This is a genomic window from Kribbella sp. NPDC051137 (assembly GCF_040682535.1).
Taxonomy (GTDB): Bacteria; Actinomycetota; Actinomycetes; order Propionibacteriales; family Kribbellaceae; genus Kribbella; species Kribbella karoonensis.
In genome coordinates, this window is the sequence record NZ_JBFBBI010000003.1 from 558,675 (window position 1) to 584,364 (window position 25,690).

The 25,690-nt window shown below is 67.2% G+C and carries 20 protein-coding genes; 9 read left to right on the forward strand and 11 right to left on the reverse strand.

Annotated features, from left to right (window positions below; translation table 11 throughout):
* Positions 1-345 precede the first annotated feature (345 nt).
* From AB0M51_RS17770 to AB0M51_RS17780, 3 genes are all read left to right on the forward strand, one after another.
* The gene (locus AB0M51_RS17770; protein WP_363749610.1) at positions 346-1,227 is read left to right on the forward strand and encodes a DUF5919 domain-containing protein; all 882 of its coding nucleotides are present in this window, start codon (positions 346-348) and stop codon (positions 1,225-1,227) included.
* A complete protein-coding gene (locus tag AB0M51_RS17775) occupies positions 1,224-2,015 on the forward strand; it encodes an inositol monophosphatase family protein (protein ID WP_363749611.1) in 792 nt (263 codons plus the stop codon). Before AB0M51_RS17770 ends, AB0M51_RS17775 begins: the two co-directional genes overlap by 4 nt.
* 301 nt (positions 2,016-2,316) lie before the next feature.
* Positions 2,317-2,757 (forward strand): hypothetical protein, encoded by a 441-nt coding sequence (locus AB0M51_RS17780; RefSeq protein WP_344194183.1) that lies wholly within the window; start codon positions 2,317-2,319, stop codon positions 2,755-2,757.
* Positions 2,758-2,799: 42 nt separating this feature from the next.
* Here the strand turns inward: AB0M51_RS17780 and AB0M51_RS17785 are convergent, their stop codons facing one another.
* From AB0M51_RS17785 to AB0M51_RS17800, 4 genes are all read right to left on the reverse strand, one after another.
* Positions 2,800-3,219 carry a DUF3224 domain-containing protein gene (locus AB0M51_RS17785; RefSeq protein ID WP_344194185.1) on the reverse strand — a complete coding sequence of 140 codons (420 nt, stop codon included), beginning with the start codon at positions 3,217-3,219 and terminating at the stop codon, positions 2,800-2,802.
* 36 nt (positions 3,220-3,255) lie between these two features.
* Positions 3,256-4,107 (reverse strand): hypothetical protein, encoded by an 852-nt coding sequence (locus AB0M51_RS17790; protein ID WP_344194187.1) that lies wholly within the window; start codon positions 4,105-4,107, stop codon positions 3,256-3,258.
* Complete coding sequence (locus AB0M51_RS17795; protein WP_363749612.1) at positions 4,104-5,675, reverse strand: alkaline phosphatase D family protein; 1,572 nt, start codon at positions 5,673-5,675, stop codon at positions 4,104-4,106. Before AB0M51_RS17795 ends, AB0M51_RS17790 begins: the two co-directional genes overlap by 4 nt.
* A gap of 322 nt (positions 5,676-5,997) precedes the next feature.
* Entirely contained in the window at positions 5,998-8,154 is a 2,157-nt protein-coding gene (locus AB0M51_RS17800) for a (Fe-S)-binding protein (protein WP_363749613.1), read from the reverse strand.
* A gap of 388 nt (positions 8,155-8,542) precedes the next feature.
* Here AB0M51_RS17800 and AB0M51_RS17805 point away from each other — a divergent pair, with 388 nt between their 5' ends.
* Positions 8,543-8,896 (forward strand): hypothetical protein, encoded by a 354-nt coding sequence (locus AB0M51_RS17805; protein ID WP_344194195.1) that lies wholly within the window; start codon positions 8,543-8,545, stop codon positions 8,894-8,896.
* Between the two features lies 1 nt (position 8,897).
* Here AB0M51_RS17805 and AB0M51_RS17810 read toward each other — a convergent pair whose 3' ends face one another.
* Complete coding sequence (locus AB0M51_RS17810) at positions 8,898-10,349, reverse strand: GAF domain-containing protein (protein ID WP_344194197.1); 1,452 nt, start codon at positions 10,347-10,349, stop codon at positions 8,898-8,900.
* A 246-nt stretch (positions 10,350-10,595) separates the two neighbouring features.
* Here AB0M51_RS17810 and adh point away from each other — a divergent pair, with 246 nt between their 5' ends.
* Positions 10,596-12,119: an aldehyde dehydrogenase gene (adh, locus tag AB0M51_RS17815; protein WP_344194199.1), complete on the forward strand. Its 1,524-nt coding sequence runs from the start codon at positions 10,596-10,598 to the stop codon at positions 12,117-12,119.
* Complete coding sequence (locus AB0M51_RS17820) at positions 12,120-12,497, forward strand: DUF779 domain-containing protein (protein WP_344194201.1); 378 nt, start codon at positions 12,120-12,122, stop codon at positions 12,495-12,497. It begins immediately after the preceding gene.
* Positions 12,498-12,555: 58 nt separating this feature from the next.
* Here the strand turns inward: AB0M51_RS17820 and AB0M51_RS17825 are convergent, their stop codons facing one another.
* Entirely contained in the window at positions 12,556-12,963 is a 408-nt protein-coding gene (locus AB0M51_RS17825; protein WP_344194203.1) for a MerR family transcriptional regulator, read from the reverse strand.
* Positions 12,964-13,087: 124 nt separating this feature from the next.
* Between AB0M51_RS17825 and AB0M51_RS17830 the strand changes: the two genes are divergently transcribed.
* Together AB0M51_RS17830 and AB0M51_RS17835 are read left to right on the forward strand one after the other, a co-directional pair.
* A complete protein-coding gene (locus AB0M51_RS17830; RefSeq protein ID WP_344194205.1) occupies positions 13,088-14,617 on the forward strand; it encodes a SulP family inorganic anion transporter in 1,530 nt (509 codons plus the stop codon).
* 78 nt (positions 14,618-14,695) lie between these two features.
* Entirely contained in the window at positions 14,696-18,100 is a 3,405-nt protein-coding gene (locus tag AB0M51_RS17835; protein ID WP_344194207.1) for an alpha-N-acetylglucosaminidase TIM-barrel domain-containing protein, read from the forward strand.
* On the opposite strand, the gene AB0M51_RS17840 is transcribed toward AB0M51_RS17835, so the two are convergent.
* The 5 genes from AB0M51_RS17840 to AB0M51_RS17860 all read right to left on the reverse strand — a co-directional run bounded on the left by AB0M51_RS17840 (position 18,089) and on the right by AB0M51_RS17860 (position 24,128).
* Positions 18,089-20,551, reverse strand: coding sequence for a GH116 family glycosyl-hydrolase (locus AB0M51_RS17840; RefSeq protein ID WP_344194209.1), 2,463 nt, complete (start codon positions 20,549-20,551; stop codon positions 18,089-18,091). The two genes, AB0M51_RS17835 and AB0M51_RS17840, sit on opposite strands and share 12 nt — an antisense overlap.
* A complete protein-coding gene (locus AB0M51_RS17845; RefSeq protein WP_363749614.1) occupies positions 20,535-21,164 on the reverse strand; it encodes a hypothetical protein in 630 nt (209 codons plus the stop codon). The genes AB0M51_RS17840 and AB0M51_RS17845 overlap by 17 nt, the downstream gene beginning before the upstream one ends.
* Positions 21,161-21,973, reverse strand: a complete 813-nt coding sequence (locus tag AB0M51_RS17850; RefSeq protein WP_344194213.1) for a carbohydrate ABC transporter permease — start codon at positions 21,971-21,973, stop codon at positions 21,161-21,163. Before AB0M51_RS17850 ends, AB0M51_RS17845 begins: the two co-directional genes overlap by 4 nt.
* The gene (locus AB0M51_RS17855; RefSeq protein WP_363749615.1) at positions 21,970-22,635 is read right to left on the reverse strand and encodes a sugar ABC transporter permease; all 666 of its coding nucleotides are present in this window, start codon (positions 22,633-22,635) and stop codon (positions 21,970-21,972) included. Before AB0M51_RS17855 ends, AB0M51_RS17850 begins: the two co-directional genes overlap by 4 nt.
* A 197-nt stretch (positions 22,636-22,832) precedes the next feature.
* A complete protein-coding gene (locus AB0M51_RS17860; RefSeq protein ID WP_344194217.1) occupies positions 22,833-24,128 on the reverse strand; it encodes a sugar ABC transporter substrate-binding protein in 1,296 nt (431 codons plus the stop codon).
* Positions 24,129-24,451: 323 nt separating this feature from the next.
* Here AB0M51_RS17860 and AB0M51_RS17865 point away from each other — a divergent pair, with 323 nt between their 5' ends.
* The gene (locus AB0M51_RS17865) at positions 24,452-25,666 is read left to right on the forward strand and encodes a hypothetical protein (protein WP_344194219.1); all 1,215 of its coding nucleotides are present in this window, start codon (positions 24,452-24,454) and stop codon (positions 25,664-25,666) included.
* Positions 25,667-25,690: the final 24 nt, after the last annotated feature.

The following is a 25,690-nucleotide window of genomic DNA, read 5'->3' on the forward strand; positions in this document are numbered from 1 at the left end:
GAGGCGACCCACGAGCAAGCTCGGCAGGAGCTGCTAGATGCCGTGGTTGACGCGCTGCGTGCTGGCGTTTCACCGACCGAAGTCGAGCGGCTGTCGCCGTTGTCGGCCGCGTACATCCGGAAGACGGCGCGAGAGCGGGGCGTACCGCCCGCAGAGCGCGGCCGGAAGCCGTCCTCTGCTGCGGGATAGCGCGTGTTCTGGGGCATGCCAGAAGTCTTGGTGACTCGGAGTCTCGCCCTAACTCCGCGTGTATCTCATCTCGACCATCCGTGAACCGTCTGGTCTCATCTCTGTCTCATGAGACTGATAGCGTGACGAGACCGAATCCCGCCGCTGGGGAGCAGCATGCAGGCTGAAACGGCACTGAAGGCGCTACTGCGAGAGCGCCACTTACAGGAACACCGGGCGTTCTGCCGGGAGTACGACAAGGTTGCGCGGGTCGTAGATCGTGAGCAGGTCAGCGGCTACCCAAGCAAGGCGACGTTCTACCGCTGGCTGTCTGGCTCGCTCACGGGCCTACCGCACCCCGGGCACTGCCGAATCCTGGAACACATGTTCCCGGGCTGGAAGGCGGAAGCGCTGTTCCTCCCGTGGCCGGATGAACCTCCCACCGATCCGACAGCCGCATCCGTACCGGCCGCCGCGCCAGCTCCCCAGCCGGTGAGTTCGCCCACTGCGACAACCCCAGCCGAATATGCCGGCGTGACCGCGATCTACACGAGCCGTACGGAGTTCTCCCATGAGATCCCCACGCCCAAACTGTTCGACAACGCCTCGGAGGTGTCGGCGGCCGGGCTGTCGCTCAACCTGATCTGCCAGCAGTACCCGGACCTCAAGTTGCGTGCGCTTCTGCGTCGGGCGTCCGTTCGGTTGTTGTTCCTTGATCCGGACGGCGAGTCCATCCGACGCCGAAACCGCGAGGAAGGCCACGAGGAGGGGCACCTCTCGGCTTGGTCGCGAGGAAACATCAACATCATGAGCAGGCTCCGAGACGAGCTTGGGGGAGCGGCCGACAAGCTCGAACTGCGAATGTATGACGAAACGATCCGCTTCAACCTGATGTTCATCGATCAGAAGCTCTGCGTTATGCAGACCTACTTGCCAGCGCTCCGAGGGCTAGATTCACCAACATTTGTCATGGAGCGGACTGGTAGCGATTCGTCGGATCTGTACTCTGTCTACGACCAAATATTCGCCTCACTCTGGGAGACGGGTAAGACCATATGACGGACCTGTCAAGACTCCTCAAAATCGCGAACGAAGCGGTAGATATCGGGCGCGAGGCCGCGACAACGAGCGAGTTGGGAACGGTCACCTCTAAGGGTGATCGGGATATGGCATCCGAGGTTGACTTTGCCGTCGAGCAGGCGATTAGGTCACACCTGGCGAAGATTACGCCGGACATTGAGTTTCTCGGCGAGGAGGAAGGTCGGTCCGGCGATTCGGGAGATCTCCTGTGGGTTCTTGATCCGATCGACGGTACGGCGAACTTCGTTCACGGGATTCCGTTGGTCGCGATATCTCTGGGCCTGGTTTCCGGAGATGAATCACTAGCTGGCGTTATTGATATGCCCTTCCTCAGTCGGCGCTATTCCGGAAGCCGTGGCGGTGGATCTTATTGCAATGAGCGGAGAATTCACGGCGGAAAATGCGATCGGTTGAATGATGCGATTGTGGCAATTGGGGACTACGCCGTAGGTGATGGGTCCGGCGAGCGAAACCGACCCCGACTCGCTCTCACCGCGTTGCTGGCAGCAAAGGTGCAAAGGGTGCGCATGCTCGGTACAGCAGCCACCGACCTTGCATGGGTTGCTGACGGCAGTCTCGACGCCTCCGTCATGTTCAACAACAAGCCGTGGGACACGAGCGCAGGTGTCCTGATTGCGCGTGAGGCAGGAGTTGCCGTGCTCGACACGGACGGCACTCAACACACCTTCAACTCGCGTGGGACTGTCGCCGTTGCTGAACAACTCGCACCGGAGCTGCTTGCTCTCATCGCAGAAGCCTCGGGGTGACGTGCCCGATTCGTGCCCGATCGGACGGCACACCGGGCGTAGTTGCGGTCAACAACGGTCACTCAGCCCCGAGGACAGGGCCGTGCAGCGCTGAGCGTGAGCCGGGCGGGGATGACAATTCTGTTCCCAAGCTGACAGTGCGGGTTCGATTCCCGTCACCCGCTCCACAGCACAGCCCCGGGTTCGAAGTAGGTTTCTGACCCGGGGCTGAGTCGTCTCAGGAAGCTGAAACCGGTCGAGGCCCGTGGCGAGCGTGGGACCGGGGCTGGCCGGTGGGCCGGTGGGGCCTATCGTTTGGCGGATGAGCTACCAGCAGCAGCCGCCGCAGTTCCAGCCGCAGCAGCCATATCAGCAGTATCAGCCGCAGGGTCCGATGGGGATGCTGCAGTTGACCATCCAGGGCAGTGCGATGACGTCCAACCTGGTCCCGCCGACGGTGCACCTGAACGGCTACCCGGTGCCGGTCAAGTACGGCCGGAACGACATCCCGGTACCTGCCGGACCGCTGCACGTCGACGTCCACTCGCAGTGGATCCTCACCTACGGCAAGGCCGCGCTCGACTGCACGGTGCAGCCGAACGAGGCCGTGCCGGTGTTCTACGCGTCGCCGTACCACCAGTTCACGTCCGGGAGCATCGGCCACAGCAAGGTGAAGCGGAAGGGGCTCGGCCTGCTCCTGGTCTTGATCGGCGTGATTCTCGCGGTGGTCGTTCTGGCGGGCGTGCTCGGAGCGTTCGGCTGAGCACACTCGTTCAAACGGTTGACCTAGAGGCTGTTGCCTCGGTCAACCGTGTTGGGGGGTGAGGCCGGGCAGGCGGTAGGTGAGGGTCAGAACGCCCTGGGCCGCCTCGGTGGCCTCGCCGGTGAGACCCGCGAGGGCGCCGGTGCCGGAGCCGGGTACGACCGATCCGTAGGTGGACTGCTGGTCGCCCTCCGCGAGGCCGCCGTGCTGGATGACGAAGGTGCCGGCGCGGCCGTCGAGGGTCCCGCTGACGCGTTCGGATGCCACGAACCCGGCCCCGGCTGCGCCCTGGGCGGTCAGTACGTCGGCCACGCCCTTCCCCTCGAGGATGCCGCGGTAGGTCTTGGTGATGGTGACGCGGGTCAGCTTCGGCCCGTCGGCCGGTTCGTCGTACGCGGCCTCGTCCCAGGAATCGATGTCGAACTCGATGTCAGCGGTGGTGGCGGTCTGTTCTGTACTCACGGCCCCGATCCTCGCATTGCGGAGGTCCTGCTTCGGTCAGCCGTAGACCTCGAGTTCGACGATCCGGGAGTAGGTGTGGTCGTTGCCGTCGAGGCAGAGGATGCGGACGGCCTCGGCTCGGACCGGGGTGAACTCCGACGTGACGTGGCCGGCGGTGTTGCCGCGGACCTGGGCGGCGGTCTGCCAGGTGCCGTCCACCTTGACCTGGACGTCCCAGTCGCGGAGGCCGTTCGTGCGGGCCGGGTACTTCGCGGAGTCCAGCGTGTAGAGCTCGACCCGGCTGACGGTGGCGGCCGCCGACAGTGCGACGTCGTACGTGTCGGGGAACACGGCGCGGGTGCCGTCGTTCCAGCCGGTGAGGGTGTCCCAGTGTTCGGAGTCCTTGTCGCCGTCGACGGCGCCGCAGAGGGTGAAGTTGCCGTGGGTGGAGGAGGCGGTGGCCTGTTCGCCGAGGGCGAGGTTGTCGCCGGCGCCCTTCGGGGGCAGCGGCTCGACGGTGACCGGGACGTTCACCTGGGTACGGTCGACCTGTACGCCGATCCGGTACGACCCGGGCTTCGCGTCCCGCGGGACCCGGACCTCGACCGGTGCGGTCACCGGCTGATCCGGGTCGACTGCCGGCAGCCACGACGAGAAGAGCGTCCGGGACAGCTGCAGCGGTCCGGTCGGCGCGAGCGTCAGATCGGCGTACCGGTCCTCGGCGCCGGTGTTCGTCATCGTGAGGTTGAGCGTGCCGGGCAGGCAGGGGAGGCCGACGACACTCAGCTGTTCCGGGGCGACGCTCACCGCGACCGGGGAGGAAGTTGCCGCAGGCATCGAACTGGAGCCGAGCAGGGCGGCGGTCACGAGCGTGCCGGCCGCGATCACGGTCTGCCGGGTGAGCCTCATTCCTGTACCTCCGCGATACCGGGCCGGCCGTCCTCGACGAGGAGCTTGGCGCGGGTGCTGACGGTGCCGCCCTGGACGGACACCTTGTCGACGACGCGGTAGTCCGAGACCCACCGCTGAGGTGTGATCGTGCAGCTGACGTAGCCGCGCTGGAAGTTGCCGAACTTCATGTGCGGGTTCTCCCGGAGCAACGTCGCACCCCCCGGGTCCAGATCCTGCCCGTCGATACCCGACGTGATCGACGTACCGACGAACTCGGCGCCGACCGTCGCGGACGAGGGATCGGTGAAGTCCAGCTTCAGGTCCGACGCCACGCTGCGGTGCAGGTCGCCGGCGATCGACACGAGGTTGCGGACCTTGCGCTGCGCGGCACCGCCGAGGACGCGGTTCCGGGACGCCTCGTACCCGTCCCAGGTGTCCATCGGGACCAGCACCTCGGGTCCGTCCTTGGTGTCCAGCCGGGCGATCGCGGTCTGGTGCGCGAGCACGTTCCACCGGGTCTGCGACGCTGCCCAGCCGTCGAGCAACCACTTCTCCTGCGCGTCCCCGGTGATCGTCCGCGCCGGATCCGCGGTCTCCGGGCCGGGCGCCTTGGTGCCGTCGCCGTACGCCTGGTCGGACCGGTACTGGCGGGTGTCGAGCACGCTGAACTCGGCGAGCCGCCCGTACCGGATCCGCCGGTACAGCTGCATGTCCGGGCCCTTCGGGAGTTGCGCGAGCCGCAGCGGCATGTGTTCCCAGTACGCGCGGAACGCGTTGGCCCGCCGGACCAGGAACTGCGCCGGCGGTGCGCTCGGGTGCGCCTCGTCGGCCCAGTTGTCGACCACCTCGTGGTCGTCGAGGGTGACGACCCACGGCGCGACCGCGTGCGCGTGCTGCAGGTCAGGATCCAGCTTGTACGCCGCATAACGCTGCCGGTACTCGTCGAGCGTCACGGTCTGCTGGGTGATGTACGGCTCGTTCGAGTGCGGCCGGATCCCGCGGTCGATGCCGAACTCGTAGATGTAGTCGCCGAGGAAGAACACGACGTCGTGGTCCCGCTGTGCCAGGTCGGCGTACGCCGTGTACCAGCCCTCCCACCATGCCTGGCAGGACGCGAACGCCAGGGACAAGGACGGCAGTACGGCGTCGTACGCCGGCGCCGTCTTGGTCCGGCCGACCGGGCTGAGTTGCCCGTTCACGCGGAAGCGGTACCAGTAGTGCCGCCACGGCCGCAGTCCGCGGACGTCGACGTGTACCGAATGGCTCGACTCCGGCTGGGCCTTCGCCGTACCGCTCCGGACGACCCGGCGGAACTGCTCGTCCTCCGCGACCTGCCACTGGACCTCGACGGGCCGCCGGTCCATCCCGCCGAACGGCGCCAGTGGATCGGGGGCCAGCCGGGTCCAGATCACCACCGCGTCCGGCAACGGGTCGCCGGACGCGACGCCGAGCGTGAACGGGTCGCGCCGGTCCGGCGTGCCGGTCCAGCCGGCCGCCGCGGACCGGATCTCCGGAAGGCTGCCGGTCAGCGCGAGCGCCGCCGCTGCTCCGCTGACGGTGAGGAAGGTACGTCGTGTGCTCCGCATCGGCATCCACCCACCCGATCATCCCGAGGTGATCACATCCGTAACGCGAGATTACGAGAAGTTCACGTGATCGGGTGAGAAGATGACCGATACCGGCCTACTTTGCGGGCGTGGCCGTATTCGTGGCGCCGGCTGGCGCGGACGGTCGGTAGCCGGTGGGTTTGTGGTCGCAGGCGGCGAGCCCGAGGACGAGTGATGCGGCGGCGACGGTGGCGATCGCGGCGCGGAGCTTCATGGCGGCTGTTCCTCCCCAGATGATGCAGCCGCAGGAGTTTACGGTCCAGACCAGCTGAGGAGGAAGGAGTGCTGCAGCTAGTTGCAGTTACTCCCCGCGCTTGACGGAGGCGAGCAGTAGTTGGGCGACGTCTTGGACCTCGACCTCTTCGCGGGCCGAGCCGTCGGCCTGCTTGGCGGTGAGGCCGTCGGACAGCATCACCCGGCAGAACGGGCAGCCGGTGGCGATCTTGTCCGCACCGGTCTCGACCGCCTCGGTGGTCCGGTTCAGGTTGATCCGGGTGCCGAGCTTCTCCTCCATCCACATCCGTGCGCCGCCCGCGCCGCAGCAGAACGACTTCGTCTGGTTCCGCGGCATCTCGGCGTACTCCGCGCCCGGGATGATGTCGAGCAACTCGCGCGGGGCGTCGTACACCTGGTTGTGGCGGCCGAGGTAGCACGGGTCGTGGTAGGTGATCTTCTGGCCGTTGAGTGAGCTGTCGGCCGGCGCGACCGGGGTCAGCTTGCCGTCGCGGACGAGCCGGTTCAGCAGTTGCGTGTGGTGGATGACGTCGAGCTCGACGCCGAGCTGGGAGTACTCGTTCTTCAGCGTGTTGAAGCAGTGCGCGCAGGTCGAGACGACCTTGCGGACTCCTGCCTCCTTGAAGACCTCGGCGTTCTGCATCGCGAGCTGCTGGAACACGAACTCGTTCCCGGAGCGGCGCGCCGGGTCGCCGGTGCAGGTCTCGCCGTCACCCAGTACGGCGAAGCTGACACCCGCGATGTTCAGCAGTTCGGCGACCGCCTGCGTGGTCTTCTTCGCCCGGTCCTCGAACGCGCCCGCGCAGCCGACCCAGAACAGGTAGTCGACCTCGTCCAGCGACTCGACGTCGGCGCCGACCTGCTTGACCTCGAACGGCAGGTCCTTGGCCCAGTCCATCCGGCCGGACGGGTTCATGTTCCACGGGTTGCCCTTGTTCTCCAGGCCCTTGAACAGCCCGTTGAGCTCGGACGGGAACGACGACTCGATCAGTACCTGGTACCGGCGCATGTCCATGATCGCGTCGACGTGCTCGATGTCGACCGGGCACTGCTGCACGCACGCGCCGCACGACGTACACGCCCAGAGTGCGTCCTCGTCGATGACCGCGACGTCGGCAGGCCCGACCAGCGGCTTCTCCTGCTCCGCCAGCACCAACTCGGGCAGCGACTTACGCGCGTCGTCATCAGCAGCCAGCAGGTACGGCGCCTTCGCGTACGCGTGCTCGCGCAGATTCATCATGATCAGCTTCGGCGACAGCGGCTTGTCGGTGTTCCACGCCGGGCACTGCGACTGGCAGCGGCCGCACTCGGTGCACGTGGTGAAGTCGAGCAGGCCCTTCCAGGTGAAGTCCTCGACCTTGCCGACACCGAGCGCCGCGTCCTCGTCGAGCTCGTCGATGTTCTCGAAGTCGATCGGTGCGCCGTTCACCATGATCGGCTGCAGCGCGCCCAATGCCAGACCGCCGCCCTCACTGCCCGGCTTGCGCTTGAACCAGATGTTCGGCCAAGCCGTGAACCGGTGCCACGCGACACCCATCGTCGCGTTCAGCGAGATCGTGATCATCCAGGCGAACGAGATCAGGATCTTGATCATCGCGACCAGGTAGACCGCGTTCTCCAGACCGCCCTGGCTCAGACCGCCGAACAGTCCGCCGAGGAAGAACGTGCCGGGATAGTGGAACTTGCTGCCCTCGCCGAGCTGATACTCCAGACCGCGGAGCAGCAGGATGCAGATCAGTACGCCGAGGATCGTGTACTCGACGTAGTACGCCTGCCACGACGTCGAGCCGTAGAACCGGGACGAGCGCGGCTTGTCGCCCGTCGGCAGGTGCATCAGCCGGTAGACGATCAGCCCGACGATCGACACCAGGCCGGTCCAGGTGAGGGCCTCACTGACCCACTCGAACACGAACCAGTGCCCGATGACCGGCAGCGCCCAGTGCGGGTCGAAGAGCTGGCCGAACGCGGTCACCAGGGTCAGGAACAACCCGATGAACCCGAACGCGACGAACCAGTGCATCACCCCGATGTGGCTCCACTGCAGCATCCGGGTGTGGCCGAGGGACTCCTTGGCCAGGGTGACGGTCCGCTTGCCCGGGTCGTTCGTCCGGCCGGCCGGCTGCCCGAGCTTGATCACGGACACGATGTGCCCGATCGTCTTGCCGAACAACGCGACGGCGACCAGGGTCACCGCGAGCGAGACGACGATGGCGAGGATCTGCATACCAGCGATGTTATTGGTTGGTTACTCATGAGTCATGTCCTTGCGGTCCTCGTCACGCCCGCGTGTTCCGGCTCACGTACCGCACGGTGAGATCTCGTCGAGAACCGATCGACACACAGCGTTACGGAAGACTCCTTGCTATCGGTGTAGACCAATCCGTAGCTTTCCAACCACTGCGACCGCAGTAATGTCAATCGGTTTCGATGGGAGAGTCATGCGTCTTCGTCGGGGAATCGCTGCTGGGGTACTGATCGCGACCGGGCTGGTGGTTCCGGGGGTCGCGGCCGCGGCGCCGGCCGCGGGTAAGAAGTGCGACACGAAGACCGTCTAATGGTACACCCGGGGCGGCCACGAGGTGTACGTCGGGACGAATCTGCACAGCGACTGGATGGAGGGTCCGGGGCGGATCACGTACCAGAAGACCGCTACCTCTGAGTCGAACTCGTCCTGGTCCGGTGATCTCGGGGTGAGCATCCCGCTGGTGATCGCGGAGATTCAGAGCAAGTACGCCAAGACGGTCGGGAAGTCGCAGTCGGTCACCGACAGCTGGTCGTACACGGCCGAGGTGCCGAAGGGCAAGGTCCGCCGGCTGCAGCAGCTCAAGCAGTCCTGGCGGGTCCAGGTGGTGCGCTGGAAGTACACCACCAGGGACTGCAAGAAGACCAAGGAGGTCAGCAACAAGACCGCGACGTTCCCGACCAAGAACCGCGACTACATGTGGATCCTGGTCGGCCGCGAGTAGGTCAGTCGAGCAGCCGATGGAGGCGGGCGGCGACTGCGGCGTGCCGCGGGTCGTCCGTCGGCAGGGCGGCCGCCAGGGATTCGAAGATCTCCAGGTCCTCGGCGCCGGTCGAGGTACTGGCGAACCGCCACAGCAGGTCGGGATCGCCGGCGTCGAGGGCGGCGCGGCGGACGGTCGCGTCGAGCTCGTCGCGTTCGGCCCGCAACGCGGGCGCGTCGGAGCGGGCGAGCAGCGGGCCGGCGTACAGATCGAGGGCCTTCGTCAGATCGCCGGCGCGGAGGGCCTGCTGTACTTCGGTGACGTCGCCGGTGACGTCCGCGACGATCCGGTACGGCTTGGTGTCGAGGACGCCGCCGCCCAGCAGGGTCCGCAGCCGGTGCATCTCGGCGCGGACCGTCGTCGGGTTGCCCTCGTCGCCGTACAGCTGGAGCATCAGCTGCTCCGCGGTCAGGCCGGTCGGCTGGAGTAACAACAGCGCGAGTACTTCGGCCCGCCGCAACGTCAGCGCGATCTCGCGACCGCCGACGACCGCGAGCGGCTGCCCGGAGCCGAGGAGCTTCAGTCGGAGGGACGGACGCGCACGGCGTACCGGCGTACCGGGCATCCGGAGCAGGTAGCCCTCGTCCAGGCGTTCGACGATTCCTTCGCGGCCGTCGCCGAGGTCGATCCGGTCGGCGCCGTCCGGTACGACGAGGCGGTTCGGGAGCCATTCGAGTGGTTGCACCGCGAGCACCCGGCCGGTGGGGGTGAGCAACGCGCCGGGCGCGTCGCCGAGCGCCATCAGGTGCCGCATGTTCCGGGCGCGGAGCATCTCGTCGGCGGCGGCCATCCGGACCTTCAGCTGACCTTCGGCGAGCTGGGCCGCGGCGGTGACCAGCGCGACCATCGCGGGATGGACGGTACGCAACGGGCCGGAGACGTCGACCGCGCCGAGCAGCTTGCCGGTGTCGGGGTCGTGAACGGGCGCGGCCGCACACGTCCACTCGTGGATCCGGCGGACCAGGTGTTCCGCGGAGTGGATCTGCACCGGCTCGCCGACCGCGAGCGCCGTACCCATGCCGTTGGTACCGATCTTGTCCTCGGACCACACCGCGCCTTCGGACAGCGCGATCCGGTCCGCGGTGCGTTTCACGTCGGCGGAACCCTCGCGCCACAGGATCATGCCCTGCGCGTCGGTGACGATCATGATGTGCGACGCCTCGTCGGCGATCGTCGTCAGCGTCTGCCGGAGCACCGGGAGGACGGCGCTCAGCGGGTGGTTCGCGCGCAGCTCCTCGACCATCCGTTGCTCGAGGATCATCGGCGGCAGGTCGAGGTCCGGGTCGACCGCGGCGGCAAGAGAGCGTTCCCAGGAGGCCGCCACCAGCGGGCGCGGGTCGGCGGCGGGCCGGCTCCCGCCGAGCACGTCGTCGTACAGCCCGCTCAACCGGCGAGCCTGCTCCGGTGCGTCCATCCGCCCTCACCTAGGTCCGGTCTGGTAGTCCATCGCCTACTGCGGGGCACTCGGCACGGCATCTCGCCGCACGGGTGCAAAGGGAACGATGCTCCGCATCGACCCCTTCGCCCCCGCGCGCCGAGCTACCGCACCGAGCACCTCCTCGCTACGGCCCTGGACTACCAGACCGGACCTAGCGTTGCAACGTCCGTGCAACGTCATGCTCCCTAGGTTCGGTCCCACGCCATAACCGTTGGAGGACCTATGACGATCTTCGCAGCTCCCGGGCAGGATGGCAGCCCGGTCGCGTACAAATCGCGCTACGACCACTACATCGGCGGCGAGTGGGTCCCGCCGGTCAAGGGCCAGTACTTCGAGAACCCGACCCCGGTCACCGGTCAGACCTTCACCGAGATCGCCCGCGGTACGGCGGAGGACGTCGAGGCCGCGCTGGACGCCGCGCACGGCGCCGCGCCGGGCTGGGGCCGGACCTCGCCGGCCGAGCGGGCGAACATCCTGAACAAGATCGCCGACCGGATCGAGGCCAACCTCGAACTGCTCGCGGTCGCCGAGACCTGGGACAACGGCAAGGCCGTCCGGGAGACGCTGGCCGCCGACCTGCCGCTGGCGGTCGACCACTTCCGGTACTTCGCCGGCGCGCTCCGGGCCCAGGAGGGCTCGGTGTCGGTGATCGACGACGACACGATCGCCTACCACTTCCACGAGCCGCTCGGCGTGGTCGCGCAGATCATCCCGTGGAACTTCCCGATCCTGATGGCGGTCTGGAAGCTGGCGCCCGCGCTGGCGGCCGGTAACGCCGTCGTCCTGAAGCCCGCCGAGCAGACCCCGGCCTCGATCCACGTGCTGATGGAGCTGATCGCGGACCTGCTGCCGCCGGGCGTGGTGAACATCGTCAACGGGTTCGGCGTCGAGGCCGGCAAACCGCTTGCCTCCAGCAACAGAGTTGCGAAGGTCGCGTTCACCGGTGAGACCACGACCGGCCGGCTGATCATGCAGTACGCGTCCGAGAACATCATCCCGGTCACGCTCGAGCTCGGCGGCAAGAGCCCGAACGTGTTCTTCGCCGACGTCGCGTCCTCGAAGGACGACTTCTACGACAAGGCGCTCGAGGGCTTCACGATGTTCGCGCTGAACCAGGGCGAGGTCTGCACCTGCCCGTCGCGGGCGCTGATCCAGTCCTCGATCTACGACTCCTTCCTGGCCGACGCGACGGCGCGGACGCGGGCGGTCAAGCTCGGCAACCCGCTGGACACCGACACGATGATGGGCGCCCAGGCGAGCAACGACCAGTACGAGAAGATCCTGGCCTACATCGGGATCGGCAAGGAGGAAGGCGCCCGGGTGGTCACCGGCGGCGCCCCGGCCGAGCTCGGCGGCGACCTGGCCGGCGGGTACTACATCCAGCCGACGATCTTCGAGGGCGACAACAAGATGCGGATCTTCCAGGAGGAGATCTTCGGCCCGGTCGTCTCGGTCACCCGCTTCGACGACTACGCGGACGCGATGAAGATCGCCAACGACACGCTGTACGGCCTCGGCGCGGGGGTGTGGTCGCGCGACATCAACACGGCGTACCGGGCCGGCCGCGAGATCCAGGCCGGCCGGGTGTGGACGAACAACTACCACGCGTACCCCGCGCACGCGGCGTTCGGCGGGTACAAGAACTCCGGCATCGGCCGGGAGAACCACAAGATGATGCTCGACCACTACCAGCAGACCAAGAACCTGTTGGTCAGCTACAGCCCTTCCAAGCTCGGGTTCTTCTAAGTGGTCGAGAAGGTGTTGCTCACCGACGAGGCGGCGGAGTGGTTGCGCCGCCTCACCGGGATGCACGGTCCGCTGATGTTCCACCAGTCCGGCGGGTGCTGCGACGGCAGCTCGCCGATGTGCTACCCGGACGGTGAGTTCCGAACGGGGGCCGCGGACGTGCATCTCGGTGATCTGGTCGTCGAGGGCGTGCAGAAGCCGATCGGCTTCTGGATGTCCGCGAACCAGTACGAGTACTGGAAGCACACCCAGCTCACCGTCGACGTGGTGAAAGGCCGCGGCAGCGGATTTTCCGTGGAGGCCCCCGAGGGCATCCGCTTCCTGATCCGCTCCCGCCTCTTCACCGACCAAGAGTCCGCCGAACTGGGACTCCTCTGAACGAGTGCCGCCCGTCCGGTGGCGTTGCCGGACGGCCGGCACTCTCTTGTGCCGTCAGCTACGGGGTGCGGGCGCGGCGCGTGTGTACGTCGAGCTGCTGCTGGAGGTGGTCGGCGAACGCGACCGCGACGTCGAGCTGCTCGCGGAGCGCGGTGATGCGCTGGTCGGCGGCCTCGCGGTACATCGTCAACCTGTCCAGCAGAACCGTCCGAGGGTCGTCCGGGTCCTCGGTGGCGAGGTGGTCGAGCAGGCCGAGCAGGTCGGCCATTTCCTCGAGTGTGAAGCCCAGAGGCTTCATCTTCCGGATCAACAGCAGCCGCTGCACGTCGGACTCGGAGTACAGCCGGAAGCCGCCCTTGCTGCGAGCGGACGGCGGAACCAGGCCGACTTCTTCGTAATGGCGGATGGTGCGCAGGCTGAGCCTGGTCCGCTCGGCGACCTCGCCGATCTGCATGTGCTCGCCCATCTCACTCCCGCCGGCTGTTGAACCCTCGCGACAACCCTACTCTCACGTCAGGGTAGAGTTGTCGTGGTGAGTCGTTCTGGTGTTGCTCACCCGCCTCACTGTTCTTGACTGCCCTGGAGATCGCATGTCCTCGCTGACGCCTGAGTCAGCCACGCCCACTCCTGCCCACGTCCCGGCTCCCGAGGCCGACATCATCTCCGTCCGCGCGGCTCTCCGCTCGCCGCGCCGCCTGCGCGTCGAAGTACTGGCCGGTCTGGTGGTCGGGCTCGCGCTGATTCCGGAGGCGATCAGCTTCTCGATCATCGCCGGGGTCGACCCGCGCGTCGGCCTCTTCGCCTCGTTCACCATGGCGGTCTCGATCGCGTTCCTCGGCGGCCGCCCGGCGATGATCTCCGCGGCGACCGGCGCGGTCGCGCTGGTGATCGCGCCGGTGATGCGTGAGCACGGCTTCCAGTACTTCGTCGCCACCGTGATCCTCGCCGGGATCCTGCAGATCGTCCTCGGGCTGCTCGGCGTCGCCCGGCTGATGCGGTTCATCCCGCGCTCGGTGATGGTCGGCTTCGTCAACTCCCTGGCGATCCTCATCTTCCTCGCCCAGCTGCCGCACCTGACCCACGTGCCCTGGCTCGTCTACCCGCTGGTCGCGGGCGGCATCGCGGTGATGGTGTTCCTGCCGAAGGTGACCAAGGTCGTGCCCGCGCCGCTCGTCGCGATCCTGGCCGTCACGCTCCTCGTCGCCCTGACCGGGGTCACGGTGCCGACCGTCGGCGACGAGGGCAGGCTGCCCGACAGTCTCCCGTCGCTGTTCTTCCCCGACGTGCCGCTGAACGTCGAGACGTTGCGGATCATCGGGCCGTACGCCGTCGCGATGGCGCTGGTCGGCCTGCTCGAGTCGCTGATGACCGCGAAGCTCGTCGACGACATCACCGACACGCACTCGGTCAAGACCCGCGAGGCCTGGGGGCAGGGCGCGGCCAACATCATCACCGGCTTCTTCGGCGGCATGGGCGGCTGCGCGATGATCGGCCAGACGATGATCAACGTGAAGGCCTCCGGTGCCCGCACCCGGATCTCCACCTTCCTCGCCGGAACCTTCCTGCTGATCCTGGTCGTCGGGCTCGGCGACCTGGTCGGCGACATCCCGATGGCCGCCCTCGTCGCGGTCATGATCATGGTCTCGGTCGGCACCTTCGACTGGCACAGCCTGCGCAGCCTGCCCAAGATGCCGCGCAGCGAGTCGATCGTCATGGTCGCCACGGTCGTCGTGGTGGTGATCACCCACAACCTCGCCATCGGCGTCGTGGTCGGCGTCATCGTGGCCATGATCGCCTTCGCCCGCCGCGTCGCGCACTTCACCACCGTCCAGGACGTCGCCCGTCCCGACCAGGACACCAAGGTGTACGCCGTCACCGGCGAACTGTTCTTTGCCTCCAGCAACGACCTCGTCTACCAGTTCGACTACCGCGGCGACCCGGCCAACGTCGTCATCGACCTGTCCGAGTCCCACATCTGGGACGCCTCCACCGTCGCCGCTCTCGACGCGGTCACGACCAAGTACGCCCGCTACGGCAAGACCGTCCGGATCACCGGCCTCAACGAAGCCAGCGCCGAACGGCACGAACGGCTGGCCGGAAAGCTCGGCAGCAGCGGTTGACAGATCCTCACCAACCGGGAAGGCTGATTCGGAAAGATCTTTCGGAAATGTGTTGCCCCTTCGCCCGAGGTGACTCTTATGAGATCTGTCCGTGTGGTCGTGGCCGGTGTGGTTGCGGCGGTTTCTTTCCTGATCGCGCCGGCGGCGCCTGCCGCGGTGGTGGGGCCCGCGCGGGATGCGTTGGTGCGGTTGGTGGGGCAGCGGTACGCCGATCAGGTGGTGCTGCAGACGCTCGATCGCGGGGCCGGGAAGGACGTCTTCCGGGTGGGCTCGGTCGACGGGAAGGTACTGATCGCGGGCACCACGCCGGCCGTGCAGCTGACCGGGTTCGGCTGGTACCTGCGGCACGTCGCGCACGCGGACATCGAGCTGGAGGGCGCGCAGCTGAACCTGCCCGCGCGGCTCCCGTTGCCTGCGCAGCCGACGGAGCAGCGTGCGGCGGTCGACAACCGGTTCGCGTTGAACGACACCAACGAGGGGTACGCCGGCCCGTACCTGAGCTGGTCGCAGTGGCAGCGGCGGATCGACGTACTGGCGCTGCACGGCATCAACCAGGTGCTCGTGTACGAAGGCCAGGAGGCCGTCTACGAGCAGGCGTTCCAGAAGTTCGGGTACCGCGCTGACGAGCTGCGCGCGTGGATCCCGCAGCCGGCTCACCAGGCGTGGTGGCTGCTGCAGAACGAATGCTGCCTCGGCAGTCCGATCTCGCAGCAGCTGATCGACCGGCGGACCGTGCTCGGCCGGCAGATGGCCGACCACCTACGCGAGCTCGGCATGGTCCCGGTGCTGCCGGGGTACTTCGGCACCGTTCCGCCGGACTTCGCCGCCAAGAATCCGGGCGCCAAGACCGTCCCGCAAGGCAAGTGGGACGGCCTCGCCCGACCGGACTGGCTGGACCCGACGAACCCGCTGTTCGCACAGGTCGCGGCGGAGTTCTACCGCGTGCAGACGGACCTGTTCGGGCCGAGCACGATGTACAAGATGGACCTGCTGCACGAGGGCGGCACCCCGGGCGACGTCAGCGTTCCGGACGCCTCCCGCGCCGTACAGAATGCTCTGGAGGCGGCGCACCCCGGCGCGATCTGGGCGATCCTCGGCTGGCAGAAGAACCCGCTGCCGGCCACGCTGCAGTCGATCGACCGGTCGAAGATGCTCGTCGTCGACGGCATCTCCGAGGCGTCCAACATCACCGACCGGGACAAGGACTTCCTCGGTACGCCGTACGCTTTCGGTACGATCTGGAACTTCGGCGGCCACTCGAACCTCGGCGCCTCCCTGGCCGCGTGGAACGAGAAGTTCCACGCCTGGCTGGCCAAACCCGGTACGGCGCTGAACGGGATCGCGCTGATGCCAGAGGCGATCGACAACAACCCGGCCGCGGTCGCGTTCTTCACCGACCTGGCCTGGCAGAGTGAACCGGTGAACCTGCAGCAGTGGTTCACCGACTACGCCACCAGCAGGTATGGCGTGGCCGACCCGCAGGCGATCGCGGCCTGGCAGACCCTCGGCAGCACCGTGTACAGCTGGCCGGCTGCTGCGGACAGCAAACACCCGACAGGGCTCTTCGACTACGAGCCCAGCCTCGGTGTGAGCGGTACGGCGATCCCGTACGACCCGGAGGCGTTCCGTAAGGCGCTCGGCGAGCTGCTGGCGGTGTCACCCGCAGCACGCCGCAGTACGGCGTACCGCTATGACCTGGTCGACGTGGCGCGACAGGTGGTGGCCAACGACAGTCGTACGTTGCTTCCACGGATCTCGGCCGCCTACCAGGCGAAGGACTTGCAACAGTTCCGAAAGCTGACGGCGGACTGGTTGCAGCGGCTCAAGCTGCTCGATGACCTGCTGGGCACCGACAACAACTTCCTGCTCGGCTCCTGGCTCGCTGGGGCGACCGCACAGGCCGCCAACCCGGAAGAGGCAGCAGCGTTGCGGTACGACGTACGCACGCTGATCACGGACTGGACTGCCACCGCGACCCTGCAGGACTACGCACGCCGGGAGTGGAACGGACTGGTCGGCGACTACTACGCGGGTCGTTGGCGAACGTACTTCGCTGCGCTCGACAAGGCCCTGTCCACAGGTCAGCCGGTAGCGCCGATCGACTGGAAGGCCTACGCGGAGCAGTGGGCGCACACAGATACGCAGTACCCGGTCAAGGCACAAGGGGACGCGTATCAGCTGGCCTCTCGGGTTGCTGCTGTCCCAAGTGGTTCTTTGAGCGTCGAGCCGGCTGCGCGCGGTGTACGGCCAGGTGAGACGGTGCGGGTCACGGCGACCTACTCCAACGGCAACACGTTGCGCGCCGCCCAGGCGGTGCGGGTCTCGCTGACGGCGCCGGCGTCGTACGGGGTGAAGGCGGTCGGGCCGACCGTAGCCGCGCAAGTGCCGGCGGGCGGCACGTTCAAGGCTGTGTATGACGTGACTGTGCCGGCCGGCGCACATGCGTTGGACCTGCCGGTGCTGGCTGCCACTGTCAACTGGGAGGGCACATCTGAGGCTGCTAGCACTCGGCTGTTGGTTACTGGTGATGTTGGGGCGCCTTGGAAGACCGTGTCGACCAATGACGCGTCCTTTGCGGTGTCCGGTGACCGTGTGGGCATTGCTGGTGGCGGCAGCGACATGTGGAAGGACACTGACGAGCACGGCGCGGTCTACCAGCAGCAAGTGCTCTCGGAGGGGCAGTCGGTGACCACCCGGGTCACTTCACAGGACAGGACTGCGCCTTATGCGCGGGCTGGATTGTTGGTCGACGACGCCAACATTGCGGTCACGCCGGACCACGGGTGCATGTTCAGCTGGGACTCCAACGGTGACGGGATGCTCGACAGCTACACGGCCGCGGACGGCTTCAAGGCGCCCGTGTACGTGCGGATCGCCCGTACCGACGGGAAGCTCAGCGGGGCCTGCAGTGAGGACGGGGAGAACTGGACGACGGCTGGGTCGGCTGTAGTGCCGGGCGAGGCCGCAGTACAGGACGTCGGGGTGTTCATGAGCGCCGTGAACACGCACACCGGGACTACCGGTGTCGCAACCTTCGAGGGGTTCGACGTTGCTCCGTACACGCCGCGGGACAGCTCGGGCGACACGGTGCTGAGCGTGCGTAAGCCGGTCACGGCTCTTGGTGAAGAGGCAGGCCATCCGGCGACGGCTGCGAACGACGGCAGCAGGTCCAACAACCCGTACTGGGGCGGACCGTTGGGCCCGACGTGGTGGCAGGTGGACCTGGGTGCGGCCTCCGCGGTGTCGACGGTCAACGTCCGGAACTACGTGGACGGGACGCGGTACTACAACTACCGACTGCTCGGCAGTGTGGACGGCACCCACTGGTTCCTGCTGGGCGGCCGGTTCGGTACGGCGCCTGTCGTCGACGCCGGCGACACCTTCCGGACCGAGGCGACGGCGCGGTACGTGCGGGTGGAAGGGTTGAGCAATTCGGCGAACAACACCTTCCACCTCACGGAGGTGACGGTTTCAGGTCGTTGAGATCACCAACGGAGTCCCGGGATCGTCGACGGCGTAAGTGGTGCCGTCGACGATCACCGCTCGCAGGTCGAGGTGACCCGCTTCGCAGGTCAGCGTGAGCCTGCCTGAGGAGTAGGTGGCGGTTCCCCAGCCGGTGTTGGTGGTGAAGGGGAAGCTCCAAGCATCGTTCGAGCGGGCCAGATCCAGCGGGGCGAAGGTGATGGTCCTGGTGACGGCGTTGTGGCGGTAGCCGGTCAGGGCTTCCAGGACGGACCAGCCGGCGGCGTTGCGAATGTAGTGGTCACCGCACTCGATCGGGTTGAACGGGTTGCGCCTGGTGCCGTCGTACCGCGCCCACATCCCCTGCAGGATCGACATGCCCTCGCTGGTGAGGCCTTCGTACAGGCAATGGGCGGCGACCTGGTACTCAGAGCCGGTCCACACCTCGTCGCAGTAGCGGGTGGGTACGTCGGGGCGACCGCCGTGCGGCCAGGTACACATCAGCAGGCCGGTGTCGTCGCCGTCCGCGAAAACGCGGTACGGGTGCTCGAAGTCGTGGAAGTCGGTGCGGAGGTTGTGCCGGACTACGTTGCGCAGCGCCGTACGCACGTGCTCCTCCGGGAGCAGGTAGCCGAGGTCCAGCTGGTGTGCCCACCACTGGCCGATCAGCTGGTCGGCCAGGCAGCCGTCGCCCCACTGGAAGTCACGGGTCTCGTCCGGGTCGAGGATCTGCCGGTAGTACTCGCCCGTGAACAGGAGCTCGTCGTACGCCGTGCTGCCGGTCTCGAAGAGTGCGCGGTACTCCTTGGAGTCCTCGCCCAGCAGGAGCGCCATTTCCTCGGCCGCACGCAGCGCGGCCAGCCAAAGGGTGCCCATGAACGAGTTGACGCCGCAGAGGTCGATGTCGTGGGTGCTGGGCTGGATCCCACGCAGTACCCCGTCGCGCAGCCACTTGCCGTGGACGTGGTCCAGGAGACGTACGACGTTCGGCCAGCGGTGGCGGAGCCAGTCGAGTCCGGCGCCCTGCCGCACCTCTCGGTACGTCTTGAGGACGTTGCCGAGCATGCCGTCGAGCGCGGGTTCCTCCGGTCCGCCGATGATCACGTCCCAGAGCTGCTTCACGTACAGCGGCGCGCGGACGCGGTGCGGGATATAGCCCTCCGGGGCCTGCATGACGTCGTACTCGGTGTCCCGCATGTTCTGCTCGAGCGCCGGGAAGAGGCGGGAGAGCGTCTGCTCGTAGTTCCACACGTGGGTGCAGTTGAGCGGGCAGGACCCGCCGTACCGCTCGCCCCACATCACGGTGGAGGCACCGAGCACACCTTCGAAGCCGAGTACGTCGCCTTGGGCGGTCCGGAAGACGGTTGGGCTGCGCACGTCGGCCGCGAGGGCCGCGAGTCGTGCGCCGGCCTCGCCGGGGAGGGTGCTGTTCTCGAAGGCCGCGGTCCAGCTGGTGGTGAGGTCGCGCTGCTCGTCCCAGTGTTCGACGAAGTGCTCAGCGGCGGCGACGGCGTCGGGGATACGGCGGGTGTAGGCGTTGCCGAGCCAGAAGCGGCTGTGGCCGTACTCCGGATGCGGGCCGAACTGGTTGAAGTCGACATATCGGTTCGGGAAATGCCAGGCGATCACGAACCTGAACCGCTTGGTGTCACCGGGCTCCAGGTGGAACGGGACAGCCAGACCGCCGTTCCAGGTGCTGCCCGGCGCGCTGGCGCCGCTCGCCGGGGTGACCGGACCGTTGAGAAAGGCAACGAACTCTTCGGGCCTGGTCCACTGCGGATGAACGAACGCCTCACCGTCGGCCGCGAGCACCAGCTGCCCAGCACCGGGATGGTCGACGGGCAGGCTGCCGTTCTCGAGGACCAACGAGGTCCAGCCGCCGGACGTGCGCGGGCGGTTGGTGTTGCCGCCGTACAGGCTGCAGCTGGTGCCGTCGATGGGGGTGATGCCGTCCCAGCCGACTGTGTTCTGCAGGGCGGCGGCAAGCTTGCCGTGCAGGGCGATGGGGCCCGGATTGTGCAGCGTGAACGTGAACCCGACCACCGGCTGGGAGCTGGCGTCGGCATCACCAGGCACCAGCGGATTGAAGACGTCGAGGCTCAGCTCGATCGGGAGATCGGTCTGGTAATCCACATGCGCCTGTGGATAAGTGGCAGTCACCGCGGTCGGACCGATCGGCCGGATGACCTCGTGCAGATGTTGCTCACCGCGCGGTACGACGTCGTCCGTGACCAGCGGGGTGTTGGACGGCGTAGCAGGCGGTCCTTGGAGCAGCCGTACCTCGTCCAGCGGCGGTTCTACGCGCGACAGGCGCAGCGCGAAGAAGCTGTTCGGTACGTGGCCCTCATGGTTGCCGACGTTGTGCAGTTGCCACTGACGGAGCGCACCGTTGCCGGCCAGCGCGACGGTGCCGGTGCCGAGGCCTCCCAGCGGCAGAGCGAAGTGTCGAAGGGCGTCACCGGTGTAGTGCATGTTTCTCCGTCCATGTACCAGCAGAGGCGAACAACGCAACAGGTCCTGGGGCGAGTAGTAATAGTGAAGCGGTAACAGACGTGCCGAGCAGCAGCGCGACAAGAGCGAGCGCCAGTACGCCGAGAGGCACCAGAGGGGCACGAGCTACCAGGTAGAGCGCGGTGAACCACAGCTGCTTACCCCGCAGTCCGGCGGTCACCCGCAAGCTGAAGGCGTAACACGAGGCAAGAACCAGCAGCACACTCGCACACCCGCTGAGCGCCAGAGGGACCGCATAGACCGGCCCTGAGTACAGCTGCCAGTTGAACAGCCCCACAGCAACCACAACCCCCGGAACCAGCCCGACTGCCAACCCGGCGAGAGCATGCTTCCGCAAGTTCCGCACCAGCTCCGGGACACCGCCACGGTCGTCCCGCACGACCGCGTCCGTGGTCGCGACAACAGCAGCCCAGACCGGAGCGACGACGATTGCGCCCAGTAGAGCAGTAACTGGCGACATCCCAGGACTGAGGAACAGAACCAGTGCAGAGGCTGTGCAGACGAGCACACCGGAGGTTGCCAGCAGCGGGAGCTGATGCCAGAGCGCTTTGAAGGCAGCGGGCAGGTATGTCATGCGCGCAGCCCTGTGGTCGCGATCGACGCGATGAACGAGCGCTGGAAGATCAGGAACAGGATCAGGATCGGCAGCACCACCAACGTGATCGCCGCGAACAGGACGACGGCAGGCCCACCGCCGACAGCACCCTGGAGCGACACCAGCCCCACCGGCAACGTCATCTTCTCCGGGGTCGACAGGAAGATGTACGGCCAGAAGAAGTTGTTCCACGACGCCTCGAAGACGAAGATCCCGAGCGCGGTCAGCCCGGGCCGGGCCAGCGGGAGGATCACCCGGAACAGGATCCAGAAGTGCCCGGCGCCGTCCATGATCGCCGCCTCGTCCAGCTCCCGCGGGATCGACGAGATGTACTGCCGCAGGAAGAAGATCCCGAACACGTTGACCAGCGCCGGCAACCAGATCGCCACCGTGGTGTCCACCAGGTGCAGCCAGCGCATCATGATGAAGATCGGTACGACGGTCAGCTGCACCGGCACCACCAGCGCCGCGAGCAGCACCGAGAAGATCTGGTCCCGCCCCGGGAACCGCAGCCGGTTGAACGCGTACGCCGCCATCGCGCTCGTGAACAAGGCTCCGGCCGTCGTGAGCACCGCGATCTGCAGGCTGTTCCACGCCATCCGGGCGAACGGGATCAGCCCCGGCACCTGCTGGAAGTTCTGCAACGTCGGCGGGTTCGGGATCCACCGCGGCGGCAGCTGGAACGCGTTGATCGGCTCCGACAGCGCGTTCACGACCAGCCACACCAGCGGTGCGATCATCACCAGCCCGCCGAGCACCAGCACCAGGTCGAGCAGCTTGCCCTTCATTGGTGCACCCACCGTCGGCTCAGCCGGAACTGCAGGCCGGTGACGATCATGATCACCACGAACAGCACCAGCGACAGCGCCGCGGCGTACCCGACCTCGAACGACTGGAAGCCCTTCTCGTACGTGTACTGCACGATGCTCCGGGTCGCGCCGTCCGGGCCGCCCTGGGTCATGATCACCATCGGGTCGAAGATCTGGAACGCGCCGATGAACGTGATCACGGTGGCGAAGAAGATCGTCGGCGACATCACCGGCAGCGTCACGCTCCAGAACCGCCACCACGCGTTCGCGCCGTCCACCCGCGCGGCCTCGTGCAGCTGCGCCGGCACTGTCTGCAGCCCGGCCAGCAGGATGATGAACGTGTACCCGATCGTGTGCCACCAGTCGACCACGATCAGGGTCGGCAAGGCCCAGGTCGGCGATGCCAGCCAGTTGGTCGTGGTGTGCAGGTAGTACGCCGCGATCCCGAACGTCGGATCCAGCACGTACTTCCAGATCAGCGCGACCGCCGCCCACGACACCAGGAACGGGAAGAAGTACGCCGTCCGGACGAAGTACTTCGTGCCGCGGGTCATCGTCCGGTGCACCCCGAGCGCGAGCAGCATCCCGAGGCCGATGTGCGTGATCACCGACGACAGCGCGAACACGAACGTGTTGATCACCGCGCGGATCGTCGCACCATCGGTGACCAGTTGCTTGAAGTTGTCCAGACCGGCGAACTCCGGCGTGCTCAGCAGGTCCCAGTGGAACAGGCTCAGCCCGAAGGCGGCGACCAGCGGCAGTGCGACGAAGACGACGAAGAGCAGAACGGCCGGGCTGATGAACAGGTAGCCGGGGAGCCAGTCCCTGCGCTGCGGTTTCAGACCAACCCCTCCAGCGTGGTCTGGGCCTTGCCGAGCGCGTCGGCCGGCGCGGCGTTGCCGGTCAGGACCTGCTTCCAGCCGTCCTCGATCGCCTTCTGGATGGCGGCGCCCTTGTCCGGCGAGGGGATCGGCGTCGCGTAGCTGAGCGCCTGGTACAGGTACTGCGTTCCGGAAGGTGCGTCCTCGAGGAACGACTGGCTGTTCGCGATCGACTTCCGGGCCGGGACGATGGTGCCGCCGAGCTGGGCGAACGTCGACGACCCTTCCTTCGAGATCAGGAACTTGATGAACGTCCAGGCGTCGTCCTTCTTCTTCGACGCCTTCAGGATCGGGTACCCGTTCCAGCCCACCGGCGAGCCCTGCTGCACCTTCGTCGGCCACGGCACGATGCCCATCTTCTGGGTGGCCTTCAGGTTCCGGATGCTGATGATCGGCCAGCGCCCGCCGCCGAACATCGCCAGCTTGCCCTGCGCGGCGGCGGTGAACGCGTCGAACGTTCCGCCCGGCGGCGGGGACAGCTTGTCGGCGACGAGCTTCCGGTTGAACTCGGCCGCCTCGATCGCCTTGGGATCGTCGTACGTCGGCTTCGACCAGTCCTCGGTGAAACTGCTGGTGCCGTTCGTGAGCAGCCACGGCATGATCGCGGCGAAGTACGCGGAGTCGGCGGCGTACCCGAACGCGCCGGTCTTGGCCTTGATCTGCTCGCACGCGTGCCGGAAGTCGTCCCACGTCCACTTCGGCGTCGGCTCCGGTACGCCGGCTTTCGCGAACAGGTCCTTCGAGTACCACATGCACATCGTGTTGAACTCGCCCGGCAGGTAGTACGTCTTGCCGTCGGTGGAGGCGTACTTCTTGTCCCACTCGATCAGGTTCGGGTCCATGTCCGCGTAGTACTCGTCGATCGTCGACTGGTCCTTCTTGATGTAGTCGTCGAGCGGTGCGAGCAGGCCCTTGGACGCGAACAGCCGCTGGCCCTCGGTGGCGATCTGGATGACGTCCGGGACCTGGCCGCCGGCGATCCGGGTGGACAGCTTGTTGAAGAAGTCGCCCCAGTTCGACAACGGGATGCCCTCGGCCTTGAGCTTGATCTCCGGGTGCTGCGCGGTGAACTTCGCGAACAGCTTGTTCCAGGTCGCCTGCTGCTCCGCCGTACCCATGTAGACGAACGACAGCTCCTTGGACGACGACCCGCCGCCGCTCCCGCCACCGCCGCATCCGGCCAGCGCGGCGGCCAGCGCCGTACCGCCGGTGGTCTGCAGAAACCGTCGACGGCTGAGCGATCGCTGATCCATCGGTGGACCTCTCTGGACGGGAAATCGATTTCTCGGCAGCATAGTCCCGACCGCCGAAACGGTGTCAAGACTCGGGCGACGGAAACTCAGGGGGAATCCTTCACCGCTCCAAGAACTGGTGGTGACCGCGTGATCACGCGGCAATTCCGGTCTGGCCGGGACATCTGTCACGGCTCGACCCATGACAGATGTCAGTGGTGCAACCGCTGGCTTCCGGCGCTGCCCCGGACGGACGATGCGAACACCCCAAATCAAGCCGGCCTCCGCCCACTGGCCGATCGGGACCGTACGCGCGGAGGCCTGCCCAACCTCGAGGAGTCCAGTTGAGGCAACGGATTCTCGTCTCCGCCCTGAGTGCCGGCGCGCTGGCCGTGGTCGGAGCGACCGCGGCGATGGCCAGCGCGTCAGCACAGACCGGAGCGGCGCCAACGCCCTACACCGCCGGGAAGCACGCCGCAAAGGTCTGCTCGGCAACCACGTCGGCCCACACCGCGGTCTGCGACGCGGTGAAACTCGTCGACGCGAAGGGCGCCGCGCCCCGCTCCACCACCCCTCCGTCGACCGGTCTGACCCCGAGCGGCCTGCAGGACGCCTACAAACTGACGGGCCTGCACGCCAACGGCCGCACGGTCGCGATCGTCGATGCCTACGGCTACCCGAACCTGGAACGCGACCTCGGCGTCTACCGTTCCCAGTTCGGCCTGTCGGCCTGTACGACGGCCAACGGCTGCCTGAAGATCATCGACCAGAACGGCGGTACGGCGCTGCCGCGCTTCAACGCCGGCTGGGCCGGTGAGCAGGCGCTCGACGTCGACGCGATCTCGGCCGCGGCGCCGGACGCCAAGATCATCATGGTCCAGGCCAAGTCCGCCAGCTTCGCCGACCTCGGCGCCGCCGTACAGACCGCGGCCAAGCAGCCCGGTGTCGTTGCCATCTCCAACAGTTACGGCGGCGGCGACGCGGACGACGCGACGTACGGCGCCTACTACAACCACCCCGGGATCGCGGTCACCGCGTCCACCGGCGACAACGGTTACCAGGGCGGCAGCTACCCGGCGTCCTCGTCGTACACCACAGCCGTCGGCGGTACGTCGTTGGTTGCCGCGAGCAACACGCGGGGCTGGAGCGAGTCCGTGTGGAGCGGCGCCGGCTCCGGGTGCTCGACGTACAACACGGCCCTGAGCGCCGCGTCGTCGTTCGACACCGGTTGCTCGAAGCGGGCGATGGCAGACGTGTCCGCGGCGGCCGACCCGAGCAAGGGCGGGATGGCGATCTACTACCCGACCAGCAAGACCGCGTCCACCTGGGCGCAGTTCGGCGGGACGAGTGAGGCGGCGCCGATCATCGCCGCGGTCTACGCGCTGTCCGGCAACACCACCGGCTACGCGAACGCCTTGCCGTACGGCCACGCGAGCTCGCTGTTCGACGTGACCAGCGGCAGCAACGGTACGTGCCCGACGACCCAGTGGTGCAACGCGCGCACCGGCTGGGACGGCCCGACCGGCCTCGGTACGCCGAACGGCGCCGGCGCCTTCTGATCCAGCGCCACAGCAACACAAGGA